The organism is Paenibacillus amylolyticus, from assembly GCF_051136285.1.
Classification (GTDB): domain Bacteria; phylum Bacillota; class Bacilli; order Paenibacillales; family Paenibacillaceae; genus Paenibacillus; species Paenibacillus amylolyticus_F.
This window is the reverse complement of record NZ_CP194938.1, coordinates 1,121,066-1,135,751: the sequence shown is the minus strand read 5'-3', so window position 1 is coordinate 1,135,751 and position 14,686 is coordinate 1,121,066. Positions and strand designations below refer to the sequence as shown.

Annotated in this window: 11 protein-coding genes; all 11 read left to right on the top strand. The window is 49.9% G+C overall.

Annotated elements, in window-relative coordinates:
- Positions 1 to 73: 73 nt before the first annotated feature.
- The 11 genes from ACR8BL_RS05025 (at position 74) to ACR8BL_RS04975 (ending at position 14,671) form a co-directional block, all read left to right on the top strand.
- Positions 74 to 394 (top strand): hypothetical protein, encoded by a 321-nt coding sequence (locus tag ACR8BL_RS05025; protein ID WP_434751601.1) that lies wholly within the window; start codon positions 74 to 76, stop codon positions 392 to 394.
- Between the two features lie 50 nt (positions 395 to 444).
- Entirely contained in the window at positions 445 to 4,449 is a 4,005-nt protein-coding gene (gene essC, locus ACR8BL_RS05020; protein WP_434756585.1) for a type VII secretion protein EssC, read from the top strand.
- A gap of 16 nt (positions 4,450 to 4,465) precedes the next feature.
- Positions 4,466 to 5,296: a hypothetical protein gene (locus ACR8BL_RS05015; RefSeq protein WP_434751600.1), complete on the top strand. Its 831-nt coding sequence runs from the start codon at positions 4,466 to 4,468 to the stop codon at positions 5,294 to 5,296.
- A gap of 6 nt (positions 5,297 to 5,302) precedes the next feature.
- Positions 5,303 to 5,851, top strand: a complete 549-nt coding sequence (locus ACR8BL_RS05010; protein ID WP_434751599.1) for a WXG100 family type VII secretion target — start codon at positions 5,303 to 5,305, stop codon at positions 5,849 to 5,851.
- Between the two features lie 182 nt (positions 5,852 to 6,033).
- Positions 6,034 to 6,309 (top strand): WXG100 family type VII secretion target, encoded by a 276-nt coding sequence (locus tag ACR8BL_RS05005; RefSeq protein WP_434751598.1) that lies wholly within the window; start codon positions 6,034 to 6,036, stop codon positions 6,307 to 6,309.
- Positions 6,310 to 6,462: 153 nt separating this feature from the next.
- Positions 6,463 to 8,496 carry a hypothetical protein gene (locus tag ACR8BL_RS05000; RefSeq protein WP_434751597.1) on the top strand — a complete coding sequence of 678 codons (2,034 nt, stop codon included), beginning with the start codon at positions 6,463 to 6,465 and terminating at the stop codon, positions 8,494 to 8,496.
- 39 nt (positions 8,497 to 8,535) lie between these two features.
- A complete protein-coding gene (locus ACR8BL_RS04995) occupies positions 8,536 to 9,288 on the top strand; it encodes a vWA domain-containing protein (RefSeq protein ID WP_434751596.1) in 753 nt (250 codons plus the stop codon).
- Between the two features lie 10 nt (positions 9,289 to 9,298).
- Positions 9,299 to 10,141, top strand: coding sequence for a protein phosphatase 2C domain-containing protein (locus tag ACR8BL_RS04990; RefSeq protein ID WP_434751595.1), 843 nt, complete (start codon positions 9,299 to 9,301; stop codon positions 10,139 to 10,141).
- Positions 10,142 to 10,325: 184 nt separating this feature from the next.
- A complete protein-coding gene (locus ACR8BL_RS04985; protein WP_434751594.1) occupies positions 10,326 to 11,132 on the top strand; it encodes an SDR family oxidoreductase in 807 nt (268 codons plus the stop codon).
- Between the two features lie 229 nt (positions 11,133 to 11,361).
- Positions 11,362 to 13,896, top strand: coding sequence for an ATP-dependent helicase HrpB (gene hrpB / locus ACR8BL_RS04980; protein ID WP_434751593.1), 2,535 nt, complete (start codon positions 11,362 to 11,364; stop codon positions 13,894 to 13,896).
- Positions 13,897 to 14,062: 166 nt separating this feature from the next.
- A complete protein-coding gene (locus ACR8BL_RS04975) occupies positions 14,063 to 14,671 on the top strand; it encodes a general stress protein (protein WP_434751592.1) in 609 nt (202 codons plus the stop codon).
- Positions 14,672 to 14,686 lie beyond the last annotated feature (15 nt).

Genomic DNA, 14,686 nt, shown 5'->3' with positions numbered 1-14,686 from the left:
CGTTTCACTCGCATTTTTTTGATTTAATCTGACATTAGGACAATTTACATATGAGACCTTGGGAGGGATTCACATGATTCTAACCGTGTATTCCGGCAGGGAGGAAGACGAATGGTTCGACATTGAGGTTCCGGATGAATGCACCGTTGAACATCTAAAGACATTACTCGGTGTGCGAATATTCGGACAGGCACCTGGAGATGGCATTCAGTATATATTGGAGGCTAAATTTCCGGAGGGACTGTGGTTTACTCCTCATAACGCTCAGCAGTTAATGGAGACAGGGCTTCGCCAGGGAAGCTGTGTGCGTGTACAACGCGCATTTTCAACGACTTCTGAAGAGGCGCCGATCTACGGAAGACGTTCGTTATTTCAGCAGGAGAGCAACGAATAAGGTTATACAGCGTATCATTAATTGAACAATTAAAAGGAGGTCTTTTCTTCGTGAATGTGTTATATCAGCGTTCTCCGAGAATGACACCGGTTTTGAAGGAAGAAAGCCTCGAAATCCTCAGGCCACCTGCAGAACCGAACAAACCTACGTTTTCCATGATTTCAATTGTTGTTCCCGTTATGATGACGATGGTCAGCATCGGTTTCTACGTATACATCAATATGACTGGCAAAATGAATAACAGCAATTATATGATGTTCCAGATGATGACGGTTATGATGATGCTTACATCATATACCATCCCGTTCTTTGTATATCTAAGCAATAAGAAATCGTATCGCAAAAAGATTGAGGAACGCAAAGCGATGTATCTCGCACAGCTGGATAAACATCGTGAGGAGCTGAAGGAAGCACAGGCTGAGCAGGTGAAAAGCCTGCATGAGATTCATGGTGATCCGTCTGTATGCCTGCAGGTTGTAAAGAACCGGCATAGCTCCCTCTGGGAGCGTTCTCCGGAAGATGAAGATTTTTTACAGGTGCGTGTGGGGACAGGAGAAATTCCGTTTCGTATCAAACTCCAGGTTCCACGCATTGATGGCTATGAGAAGGATGAATTGATTGAGGCTGCTCATGGACTTGCTGCTGAATTTCAGACGGTCCCCGATGCTACGATAACCCTGCCTCTGTTCGAATCCAAGGTAATGGGACTTGTGGGTGAGCGGGAAGAAGTGATGGCTTCCCTACGAGTTATTGTCTCTCAACTCACGGTAAGACACTCACCGGATGAACTGAAGCTTGCTGCATTTTATGAAGAAAAGGATACCAAGGAGTGGGAATGGCTCCGCTGGTTGCCTCATATCTGGGATGAGGATCAGGGACAGCGTTATATGGCCGACAGGCACAGCAGTGCGCATCAATTGGCGGACAGCTTGTTTTCCGTGTTGAACCGCCGTCGTAATAATAAGGAAGAGCGCTACAAAAAAGCGGTGCAAACTCCTTGTTATGTTGTTATTCTTTCGGACACTCAGCTAATTGAAGAAGAACCTTTACTTCCTTTGCTACTGGAGGCTGCGCAAGAGATTGATGTATGCACGATTGTACTGGCGAATCGTAAGCAATCACTGCCCATGCACTGTCAATTAATTATGGAGGCGTCCAAAGACAAAGGAGTCTACATTAAAAAGACGGAAGATGCGGATGTCATCTCACAAACGTATAAGCCGGATGTGATCTCCAAGGAGATGGCAGAAGCTCTATCCCGTTATATGTCACCGATTCGCCTGAAACGTTCCTCCGCTTCAGAGATTCCGCAAGTGCTCCCGTTATTCGATATGCTCAGCACTTCACATGTGGAGGATCTGGACGTGGTATCTCGCTGGGGACAAACCAGATATCCGGATACATTGCCTGTACCCATGGGGGTAAGAGCTGGTGGTAAAAAAATCTCCATTAATTTGCACGACAAAATTGAACGGCAAGGGCATGGGCCGCATGGTCTGATTGCGGGTACAACCGGTTCGGGTAAAAGTGAGGTCATCCAGTCTATCGTTGCTTCACTGGCTGCCGAGTTCCATCCGCATGATCTGGCTTTCATGCTGATCGATTACAAGGGCGGGGGCATGTCCAACACCTTTGTTGATCTGCCACATGTCGTAGGTACCATTACGAATCTGGATGGCAATTTGATTGAGCGGGCCAATGTTTCGCTTCGAGCAGAACTGGTCAGAAGACAGAAAATTCTAAATGATGCAGGCAACCTGCAGCATATTGATGAGTATTATAAAATTTTGCGTTCCAGACATGAACAACCACTGCCACATCTCGTTATTATCATTGATGAGTTCGCTCAACTGAAACGCGACCAACCGGAATTTATGGATGAGTTGATCAGCATCGCAGCGATCGGCCGAACGCTCGGCGTTCACCTTATTCTGGCAACACAAAAGCCTGCGGGCGTCGTCGATGATAAAATATGGAGTAACTCCCGTTTCCGCATCTGTCTTCGTGTACAGAGTGAGGGAGACAGCAGAGATATGATTAAAATTCCGAATGCTGCCTGGATCACCAAGCCGGGTCGAGGTTATTTTCAGGTCGGAAGTGACGAAGTTTTTGAAGAAATGCAATTTGCCTGGAGTGGTGCACCTTATAACCAGCAGGAGGATTCAACAACGGTGCTGCCTGTGATGGAAGTGCGCCTGAACGGGAAACGTGAGCCTCTGCTGACGGGAGAGCGAAGAGCTGTTCTCAAGGGAGAGGATGTGCCGAAGCAGCTGCAAGTGTTTATTGATTATGTTGCCAAAGCAGCTACAGATGCAGGAATAGAACGTTTACCTGGACCATGGCTGCCTCCGTTGCCTGAGACGCTGGAACTGGATAGTCTTCAGGAGTGGCAGGAAAAGGAGAAAAGGGAACCTCTGCTTGATGGTGGCGCTAATGGTCTCAAACCTTTGGTGGGTATGCTGGACGATCTGCCGAATCAGCGTCAGTTGCCCCTGGCACTGCCTGTGGATCAGGGTCATCTTGTCGTGTACGGCATGCCGGGCCTTGGCAAAACGACCTTTGTTCAGACGTTATTAATGTCTCTTGCATGTACGGAGCGCACAGAGCCATGGAACGGATACATTATTGATATGGGCCGTATGATGAAAGATTTTGCGGGTCTGCCGCAGATCGGCGGAGTGATGATGGCTGAGGAGGAAGATCGAATCAAGCGGTTGTTCCGTTATATTCTGAAAATTTCGGCACAGCGCAAAGATATGATCTCGGAAGCTGGGGTAAAAACGATCTCGGCTTATCGCCGGACGGCTCATGCAGCAGTACCACAGATCGTGGTGGTTATTGATGGATACATGTCCTTCCGCAATGCTTATCCCGATGAAAATGAATCGCTTGAGACCATCCTGCGAGAAGGTGGAAGTTTAGGTATTACCTTTGTGCTGACCGCTAATCGGGTCACGGATATCTTTGAGAAATTCAGAAGTAATATTCAGAACGCTATTTCATTTGAGTTGTCTGATCCGAGTGATTACTATTATGCTGTGGGACGTCCTTCCAAGGCTCCTAGCCAGCTGCCTCCTGGCCGAGGTCTTGTGAAGGGGCAAGTCCCTCCACTGATGTTCCAGGCTGCGCTGCCTTCTTCCGGAGCGGATGAGGGTGAACGCTCATCCGCATTGCGGCGGACAATTGCAGCAATTCGTCAAGGATGGACAGGGGAAGAGGCGCCGCAAATAGCACCGCTACCGGAAGAAATCATGCTCAAAGACCTGCTTGTTCGTACAGGTTCATTCGGTAAAGTATGGGAGACTTCAACGGTGAATGTACCTGTAGGTCTGCTTACGGATGATTTGGAGCCGTTTGAGCTTAATTTGCGTGAAGGGCCGCACTTTATGGTGACAAGTCCAATGGAGGGCGGTAAGACGACTTTCTTGCAAACCTGGATGTTGTCACTGGCCTATCATGCTTCACCTGAGGATGTGCATATATACACGGTAGATATGAGGTATGGCTCAGGTGGTTTGGGTGAAATCAGCAGTTTGCCCCATGTCCGCGGACATGTATCGAGGGAAGAACAGCTTGCGCCTGTCATTCAGGAGTTGTACGATGAAGTTCTAAAACGAGGTGAAATTACGGGTGGGCCGGAAATCGTGCTGGTTATAGATGATGCGGACACCTTATCCAAACAGCTCACTGATTTTATTGTAAAAGATCAGCTCGGAGTTGTTGTTCGTCAAGGCAGGGATCGGGGGATTCATGTTATACTCTCCGGAGTTCCGGCAGACTTCCCAACGTTCGGTTCCGATTGGGTAAGTGATGTAAAAGCGTCTCAAAGCGGATTGCTCTTAGGGACTTTAGACCCTAATGATCTCTCGTTCTTCCGTATACCTTATTCGGAATCCGGGGGGACCACAGGTGGGCTGAAGGTACTGCCACCGGGTCAAGGTTATTATATAAAACGCAAATATTCCAGGGTTAAAGGTGCAGTTCCGTGCGATAGCGGCTGGAATATGAATAATTGGATTACAGAAATTCGTGACCGATGGCATGTTGTAGTTTGAGGGGAGGTGGCTCATAATGTTGACGGTTCGTGATTCTATGCAAAAGGTAGTCACGCTTCAGATTAAGGAACTATTTTTCCTTGCTGGCATCCTCGGTTCAGATCGATTGCTCGGCGTGGAAGATCCGTTCCGCGGTTATATGGCAGAAGATATTGCCATGGAATGGGAGCGTGTCAAAACCTCCTTGCTGGACAAAGGTTACTTGATTCAGGATCAAGATACCAATGAGCTGATCATGACACCAACCGTTTTTTCCAGAGTAGCCATTGCCGGATTGTCCGACAGAGCATGCTGGCTCCGCTATACGATTAGCGGCAAGTCGTATGAAAGTTATATACACTGCACGGATGAACGGGTTGTTGAAGTAGCCCGCGCTTTGGATGTCCCTGATTCGTTCCGTCTAAGTGATCTGGGGAATGTTCGTGAAGCTATTGATGTTCTGATTGAACGCATGAAGTGGAGTGGTCATTCTCCAGTGGAGAAACCGGCATTGATGTGTTCCAAGAAGAAGTTTTATGATGTCATGAATGGACTGAAAGGCTGTGAAGTACAGACCGTGGCTGAGGAATTGTCACAGGAGACAAATGATCCGGAAGGTTCTTTAGCATTAGCACGTTGTCTGGTTGGCAAGCAATCTGACGGAGAGCTTAGATTACTTGTATGGGGGCAGGAGGGTTGGCAGTCACAATCGGCGGCATTTACCGCCAGTGCAGCCTCCAACTGGTTATTCCGGATGAGTACAAAGGCTTCGGATGACTGGCTTGTTGCAGCGCTGACAACAAAAGAACAGTTTCACGAAATGCTGCTGGACTGGCTTAAACAGCCTGCAGGGGAAGAGGAAAGGTGATGGTAAATGCGCATTCGTGTGGAACCGGATGTGCTTCGGGCACTGAGCAGGCAGATTCAGTATGCAGCGGAGCAAATACAGCAAAAAATGACAGTGTTGGATCAAGCGATACATTCGCTGGATTGGGATATTGAGTCCCGTGCAGCGGTGATGAGCGAATGGAATCGCAGCAAACGACTGGGGGAGGAAGCCCTTCGTCGTTTGATGGACTTAAGTGTACAGCTTGGACGCAAGGCAGTGTTATTCCAACAAGCAGACATGGAATATCGTTCCGTGCTGAGTCATGTTAATGTGGCCTATGGTAATGCGGTCAATATGCTGAATGTTCTACAGAACAGCCAAAGCGGGGAGATCCTGCCTGCTCACGCTGCTGATTTGGCTGTTGTATCTGACCCTCTCTCCGCTATGGCGGCTGTCTATCGGATACAGGACAGTGCTCCACCTGATGGTTCTCCAGCTACACTTGTTCAGGCTATGCAGCCTGAGCCTGTTGCCTGGAGATTCAGAGACCCTTCTTTTCGAGAGAGAAGAGGCACTGAACCTGTAGTTTCATAGATTACCTGACAGATGTAGTGCAGCTGAACAAAAAATAAATTGTAAATAGTCTGTTAGTTGAAGTTTCACAGGCTAAAAATGGGGTAATTAGGATTAGGTCCTTCGGCTTTTGTCCGAGTGATCCTTGTATAGTACAATTTGGACAAACAAAATAATTGCACACATCAAGGAGGAATTTAACAATGGCAGGACGTATTTTAGTTACCCCAGAACAACTAGATCAGGTTTCCAACCAATTTAAACAAAGTGGAGAACAAAGTCAGCAGATCGTATCTTCATTGACTCAATCCATCACAAGCATGGAAGGACAATGGGAAGGTATGACGAAGCAACGTTTCTTCCAGGAGTTCCAAGAAGCAAGTAAACAAATGCAATCTTTTGTTCAAACATTGAACAGCATTAGCGTAGAGCTTTCAGCAATCGCGAACAAATTCCGTACAGCAGACCAATCTCGTTAATCTGCTTTACATAGGTCAGGACGATGCGGCGTTTGATATCGCCCTGAATGTATGCGGGCAAGAAGCTGAAGATTGTACAATTACGGCAAAAACCGGGTGGATTAACACCCGGTTTTTGCCGCAACTATGACATAAAGAATGAGAGGGATGAGCATGTCTTTTCAACCGAATCCCGGGGATGAAGTGGTAATTAATGATATTGTCTATACAATTGGTCAGCATCCGGCTGCGCCGGGTCTTGCTTATGCCCAAGCCGGAAGGCAAGGAATTGTCTATCAATTAATTCCCCGCCGTGGTTCCATTCATGGGGCAAAAGCACTAAAAGTATTTTTTCCAAAATTTCGTATCCCGGCGATGGTCTATCAGTCCGAGCATATGGAGCCATATAGTGAACTGCCAGGCCTGCAGGTATGCAAGCGTGAAGTGCTCACTCCGGAAAGAAACGGAGCGCTTATTGGAGAACATCCTGATCTGTTGTATGCGGTACTGATGCCATGGGTGCAGGGTTTGACCTGGTTCGATGTGATCAGTGATCAAAAGCAACTGACGGCGGAGGAAAGCCTGAAGCTTGCCAGAGCACTTGCAGGTACAGGTTCTGCAATGGAGCAGCGCGGACTCGCACATTGTGATATGTCCGCACCCAATGTAATGATTCCGTTTTTTTCCGAAGTGCAGAACTCAGCATTGACTTCTGCGGTTGAACTTGTGGATGTGGAGCAGATGTATAGTTCCAAAATGGATCGTCCGGATGCATTGCTTGCAGGTTCGCCTGGATATGCAGCCCATCGAACGGTGCATAGTGGTCTGTGGAGTTCTTATGCAGATCGATTTGCCGGTGCTGTTATTATCGCAGAAATGCTGTGCTGGTCTGACCCCGTCATTGTAGAAAAAGCCTGGGGAGAAAGCTATTTTGATCAACATGAGATGCAAACTTCGAGTGAGCGTTATTTTGCGATGAGCAGTTCCCTTGAGCAACGCTGGGGTTCCAAATTATCGGATCTGTTTATTCGGGCGTGGGAAAGTCATGATCTGAGCAGCTGCCCAACATTTGGGGAATGGTACATTGCCCTTGCAGCTACAAATACTCAGCAGGCAGATGCTCACATGGCTGCTCTGGCAGAGGCGGAAGCAGATATGGCGGCTTCGTCAGAAGCGGATGAGCTGGCAGTTCAAGCGAATGAAGAAGCATCAAAGGACGTAAAACAAGATGCTGTGGCAGGCAATACATTAAGCGCAAAACAAGCCAAGGATCAGGAAGCGGTTGTGAACCGTCTGTTTTTGCAAGCGAGAGCGCTGGAGGATGAAGACAAACCTGCCGCTGCGCTGGAGGTTTACCGTTCTTTATATCACTTTATTCCGGATAACAGTGCGATGCAGACGGAAGTGGACGCAGCGATCAAGGAACTGGATGCGAAAATGAACGCGAAAAACGAAAGCGCAGAACCAGTGCCGATTCCTTTTTACCGATCCAGAAAATTTATGATCTCCTCGGCGGTACTTATTGTTCTGCTTGCTGGGGGCGTACCTACAGTTAAAATTCTTGCCGACCAGTCTGAGGTGAAACAGCAGGAAGCTGCGCGTCTGGCTGAAGCAAAAGCGATAAAGGATGCAGCAGACGCCAAGATCAAGCAGGAAGAGGCGGAAAAGCAAAAGGCGGCGGAAGCGGCGAAGCTTGAGGCCGAGGAAAAGAAAAAGCTTGCGGAAAAGAAGAAACAAGAGGAAGCAAGCAAAGCTTTGAAGGCTAAATACGACAAGCAGGCTAAGTACGAGGCCTATCTGGCAAAGCAAGAGCAACAGAAAAAGGAATCCGCGCGAAAAGCACTGCAGTCCAAGTATGAACAGCAAGCCAAGTACGAAGCTTATCTGGCCTGGAAGAAAGAAAATGATGCCAAGATTGCCAAGCAGAAGGCTGCCGCCGAAGCGCAGCGGAAACAGCAGTTGGCACAGAAGGAAGCTCTTAAGAAAAAGCGTGCTCAAAACGTCGTGACACTGATTGCAAGTTATAACAAGGCTTATAATGCACAAAAAGGCAGAAAAACAAGCAATGCTCTCGCGTATGCCCGCGATTTCAAAAACCTCTATAATACGGATGCTTCGTATTTCAAAGGTGTAGGAAAAGTGGCTGCACGGATGAGTGCAATCAACAAATTTTTAGGCAATTCGAAGTATTCGCTGCCTGACCTATAAACCAAATCTATATTGAATAATAGAGGTGACATACTCTAGATGAATTACACAATTCAAGCATCACAGCGAACACCTGCACTTATTATTTATTTAATTGATATTAGCGCCTCCATGAATATGGTTCTGGAGAATCGTCGCCGGATTGACATCGTGTATGATGCATTATCTTTGGCGATTCGCCAAATGGTGTTTCGTTCCACCAAAGGAAATCGGCTGACGCCGCGTTACCGTATTGCCATTTTGGCTTATAGTGATGATGTGTATGATGTATTAAACGGAATTAAAGGGATTGATGAAGTTGCAGCTGTAGGTTCGTTGCCGGATCTGACACCGAGACGTTTTTCGGATTCGGCAAAGGCGTTTTTGCAGGCAGAGAAAATTTTGCAGGCAGAAATACCGAATATGCAGGACTGTCCTGCTCCGCTCGTCTGTCATATGACTGATGGTGTAGCGACTGGAGAAGACCCGGAGCCGATTGCCAAACGCATTATGGGCATGAGTGTACCGGATGGTAACGTACTGGTTGAAAATATTTTTATAAGTGATCACCTGCTTGAAGCTCCTATTGCGGAGCCTAGACGCTGGAAAGGGATTTCTCCAGAAACCAATCTACAGGATGAACATGGGGAGAAATTGCGCAATATGTCATCCGTGCTGCCTGAAAGCTATCGGGAAATGTTGGTGGAGGCGGATTATTTGCTTGCGCCGGGGGCACTTATGATGCTACCTGGTACTTGCGCAGAACTGGTTTCTATCGGATTCCAGATGTCTGCTGCGACACCTGTAAGATAGGAGGGGAATCATGCGAGTGATGCGTATGGCGACATTGTCTACCAGTGATCGAGGAGGTCATGCCGAACAACGGCATGACAATTTTCGCTATGTAAGCGTGCAGACCGGAGAACAACCGTTAACTCGTTACCAAGGCAAGCTGAAATGCAGATATGGGTATGGACGTGCAGCGGAAACCGTAAATCAAGGTGATGCAGGGCAAGACTTTGTTGCAATCCGCATGCAAGGCAATGTCTGTCATTTTGTATTGTGTGATGGAGTCGGCATGAGTTATCTGGGTGATTTTGCTGCACGTTTTCTCGGTAGTGCCCTGCTGGAATGGCTGGAAACGACGTCATCCTTGACAGCAGAAGGAGTCGAACGGTTCCTGCAACAATTAACGGGGTCTGCATCCGAACAGCTGGAACAATTGCAGCCGCTCGATAACTCGCCGCTTTTGCTGCGGGAGGTACTGATGGAGAAGCGAAGTCAGGGAAGCCAGGCCATGTATGTATGCGGACGCATTGAACTTACTTCTGGAGGACGCAAGAGCCGAGTCTGGCTGGCTTGGCAAGGAGATTCCAGGATCCGGCTTTGGCGTAATGGTCAGGAGCAGTCGGAGCAATTCCAAAAGCATTGCAAGACCAATGAACGCTGGTCTACACGAGAAGGTTCCGTCGGTGGCAACCCGCATGTGTTTGAAATGAAAGGTTCAGGAAGTGAATCCTTTCGCCTTCAGCTCTATACGGATGGACTGAATGATCTCGATGCTGTCGGTACATATATTCCAGACGAGCATATTCAGGTGCTGCTGGACGCTGCCCACACGGGTGGACTTGAGGATGATGCCGCTTTTATCGAATTGGAGTGGTAAATGCAGTTGTGTGACAGGATCGTTCACTCTAATGAGTCGCTGTATGTGACTGTCGGGAAATGAAAAAAGTTGCGAGTGTTGATTTAAAAGCTGCTCGTTTTGGGTAATCTTGTGAAGAAATGATTGAACTCAAGTTGGATCGAATCTTCTTACATAATTTCCAAATCGAAGGAGTGAATGGGCGATGACACAACACAGCAGCAGGTCACAGTTTCAGGGCAAGGTGGCTATCATTACGGGAGCAGGTTCGGGAATCGGTAAAGCAACGGCACTCAAGCTGGCGAGTGAAGGGGCGCATGTTGCCCTGTTTGATCTGGTGAATGATCGGATTTCACAGACGGAAGCGGAGATTAATGCGATCCATGAAGGAGCTGCGCGAGCATTTGATGTGGATATTTCCGATCCGGCGCGGGTTGAGAAGGCTGTGCTGGAAACGGTGGAACTGTTCGGTGGGCTGGATATTGTTTTTGCCAATGCAGGTATTAACGGGGTGTCTGCTCCAATCGAGGAGATTCAGGTGCAAGACTGGCAGCAGATTATTACGACGAACCTTGACGGAACGTTCTTCACAGTAAAATACGCACTGCCTCACTTGAAAAAGCGCGGTGGAGGCAGCATTATTATTACGAGTTCCATCAATGGTAATCAGCGTTTCTCCAGCTTTGGCATGTCGGCTTACAGTACGTCAAAGGCAGGACAGGTTGCTTTTGCCAAAATGGCGGCTTTGGAGCTGGCGAAGTTCAAAATCAGAGTAAATGTGATCTGTCCAGGTGCGATTGCCACGAATATTGATCAAAGTACGGTCAAGACGGACGATCTGCAGAATATTATCATCCCGATAGAATTCCCCGAAGGACAGCAACCACTTGCTGACGGGCCAGGACAGCCCGAGCATGTTGCCGATCTGGTCAGTTTCCTCGCTTCCGGTTCATCGAAACATATTACTGGGGCAGAGATCGTGATTGATGGTGCGGAGTCTCTGCTCAGTTGATCTGGAAGATGATGAGACAGTAATCGGATGAGACACCGATTGTTTATAAATAGATGACTGGCTCATGAGCTGAATGTTAAGTGACTCGATGAGTGTAGGTAAACCTATAAAAGTTATCGATGTTGTACAGTCGTTCCTTCGGGACGGCTTTTTTTGTTATAATGCTAACATTCGAATATTGAACTTATAGCTTTATTAAAGTGCCAGGACATCCAATAGGAGCGATGATATGTACACTGATTTACCAATACAAGCGGTTATTCCGGAATTGCAGCAATGGTTCCGTGATCAGGACACAGGTGTTTTGATTGCAGAGCCGGGAGCAGGAAAGACAACGGTTGTACCCCTCGCGATGCTGAGGGAGCCTTGGCTGGATGGCAAAAAAATCATAATGCTGGAGCCGCGCAGGCTCGCAGCCCGTTCCGCTGCGTCGAGAATGGCAGCAACGCTGGGTGAAAAGACAGGACAGACGATTGGATACCGCGTACGGATGGACACCCGGGTAAGTCCAGCTACACGTATCGAAGTGGTCACTGAAGGTGTGTTAACACGTATGTTGCAGCAGGATCAGGGACTTGAGGATACGGCGATGATTATTTTTGACGAGTTCCATGAACGGCATCTGCATGGGGATCTGGGACTGGCTCTGGCGCTGGAATCCCGAGCGATGCTGCGCCCTGATCTGAAACTGCTTGTGATGTCGGCTACGCTTGATCCGGTTCCGGTCTGCAGTTTACTGGGAGAAGAAACCCGAGTGGTGAACTGTGCCGGGCGCACATTTCCGGTGGAGACACGATATGTTCCCAAACCTGCGGCAGTTGAACTGGAGAGTTGGACAGCTCGCACGATCATACGTGCATTGAACGAAGAAGAGGGAGATGTCTTGGTTTTTCTTCCGGGTGCACGGGAAATTCATCGCACCGAACGGGAACTGTTACAAGTATTGCAAGCTGCACTTCCTGCACAGGTGAGCATACATACGTTATATGGCAGTATGTTTGCGGAGAAGCAGGATGAGGCGATCCGGCCTGCTGTAGATGGCTGGCGCAAGGTCGTGCTGTCCACCTCCATAGCGGAGTCGAGTCTTACCCTGCCGGGGGTAAAAGTAGTGGTGGATGCCGGTCTTAGCCGGGCGTCGGCTTTCTCGCCAAGGACAGGTATGAGCCGGCTTGTGACACTGCCGGTATCCAAGGCGTCCGCCGATCAGCGTCGCGGACGTGCGGGGCGTATTGCCCCGGGGGTGTGTTACCGGCTATGGAGCGAGGAGGCTCATGGAGCGCTGCCTGAAGCAGCACGCCCGGAGATTACCTCCGCGGATCTTGCGCCGCTGGCGCTGGAGCTTGCCGCTTGGGGTGTCCAGTCCCCGGCCGAGCTGCGCTGGCTGGACACACCGCCTGATGCGGCTTACGCTCAGGCACAGGCGCTGCTGCGCCAGCTGGGCGGCTTGGATGACGCAGGCCGCATCACGCCCTTTGGGCGGCGGATGAACACGCTTGGCGTTCATCCACGGCTGGCCAGCATGCTGCTCCGCGCGGCGGAGCTTGGGCTGGCCAGCTACGCCAGCACGCTGGCGGCACTGCTGCAGGAGCCGGTTGGCTCCCGCAGCAGCAGCGCAAGTGCTGGCGGCGCGGGCACGGACTTGCGCCCGCGCGTGGAAGCGCTGCTGGCCGCAGGCCGCAGCAGCGCCATGCCGCAAGCGGCAGCAGCTGGCGCAGACGGCGCTGCCGTGCGGCGCATGCTGCAGGAGAGCCGCCAGCTATGCTCGGCGCTCGGCAGCCCGGCGGCCGATCCGGTGCGGCCGGATGAGGACAGCTGCGGATTGCTGCTGTCCTTTGCGTATCCGGACCGGATCGGGCAACGCCGGGAGGACGGCCGCTATCTGCTGAGCAGCGGCCGAGGGGTTCGGCTCGCGGCAACAGAGTCGCTGAGCCGTTCGGCCTATCTGGTCGCAGCCGAGGCAGACGACCAGGGCGCAGATGCGCGCATCCTGCTGGCTGCGCCGGTGCAGGAGCAGACGATGCTGCGTTCCGCACAGCATCTCCTGCATGAAGAGGTGCTGGTGGCTTGGGATCGCACAACGAAAAGTGTACGGGCACACAAGCGGCAGCGTATCGGAGCGCTGATCATCAAGGAAAGTACGATTGTGAAGCCACCAGAAGATCAGGTGCTGGAAGCCCTTTTATCGGGAATACGTCAGGAGGGATCGGACATCCTGCCATGGAGCAAAACATCCCGCCAACTTGCGGATCGCATGCGTTTTCTGCATCTGCACTTGCCGGACTGGCCTGATCTGATTGAGGATCACTTGACGGATGAGCTGTCCGAACAGCTTGCACCTTATTTAACAGGCATGCGCTCCGCGACTGATCTGAAGAGGCTGTCGATGCATGACGTGCTTCTAGGCGGACTCAGCTGGACGCAGCGACAGCAGCTCGATGAAGAGGCTCCCACACATATTCAGGTTCCAAGTGCTTCACGTATTCCAGTAGATTACAGTAATCCGGAAGATCCCATCCTGGCTGTTCGATTACAGGAGATGTTTGGTCAACATGAGACACCACGCATCGGGGGCGGTCGTGTTCCGGTCACACTTCATTTGTTATCCCCAGCGCAGCGTCCTGTTCAGGTTACACGGGATTTAGCCAATTTCTGGCGCGAGACCTATTTTGAAGTGAAAAAAGATTTGAAAGGACGTTATCCGAAGCATTATTGGCCGGATAATCCACTTGAAGCCGTTGCAACGAATCGGGCAAAACCGCGGTAAAAGATACACTTCCGCCTCTTCATTTTCCGTCCTTATGGCAGCTCGTTCTTTTGACCCAAATTAGTATTTATGCATATCATTATCGGCCTGGGAACGTTTGAAAGAAGGAGTGACGGGTAATAACATAGCGAAGCGAACCACTCAAAATCATGAGGAGGTATTCACTATGAAGAAGAAAATCGTAGGTGTGTTTAATACAGAGCGTGAGGCATCACAGGCTATCGAAAGTTTGAAAGCAGAAGGTTTTACGTCCGATGAAATATCTGTTGTTACGCAGGATAGAGATGAGCTGAAGGCCATCCGGGAAGAGACCGGTACGAAAGCGCCAGAGGGGGTAGCGGCAGGAGCGGCCACTGGCGGCGTGCTTGGAGGCGTAGCGGGATTACTCGCTGGAATAGGTGCGCTCGCGATTCCGGGGATCGGCCCGATTCTGGCTGCAGGACCCATTGCAGCGGCCTTTACGGGTGCAGCTGTAGGTGCAGGAGCCGGTGGACTCGTTGGTGGACTTGTCGGGCTGGGCATTCCAGAAGAAGATGCGAGAGAGTATGAGGAGTATGTGCAGAACGGTAAAATTCTGTTGCTGGTTGACTCGTCCGACCGGGATAGTACGGTATACGATGTGTTCAACATGAAGCGTCAAACTCATTCGAACATCGACCCCGTACACGGTGAAGATGTGAACGTGGCTGAGGTTCGTTCCGATCTGGATATGGAAGAGCGCCGGTTGGATGCGCAGGCCAAAGCCGCTCGTTTCGGCAACAACACCTTTTTATAAAACCGATTGACTACA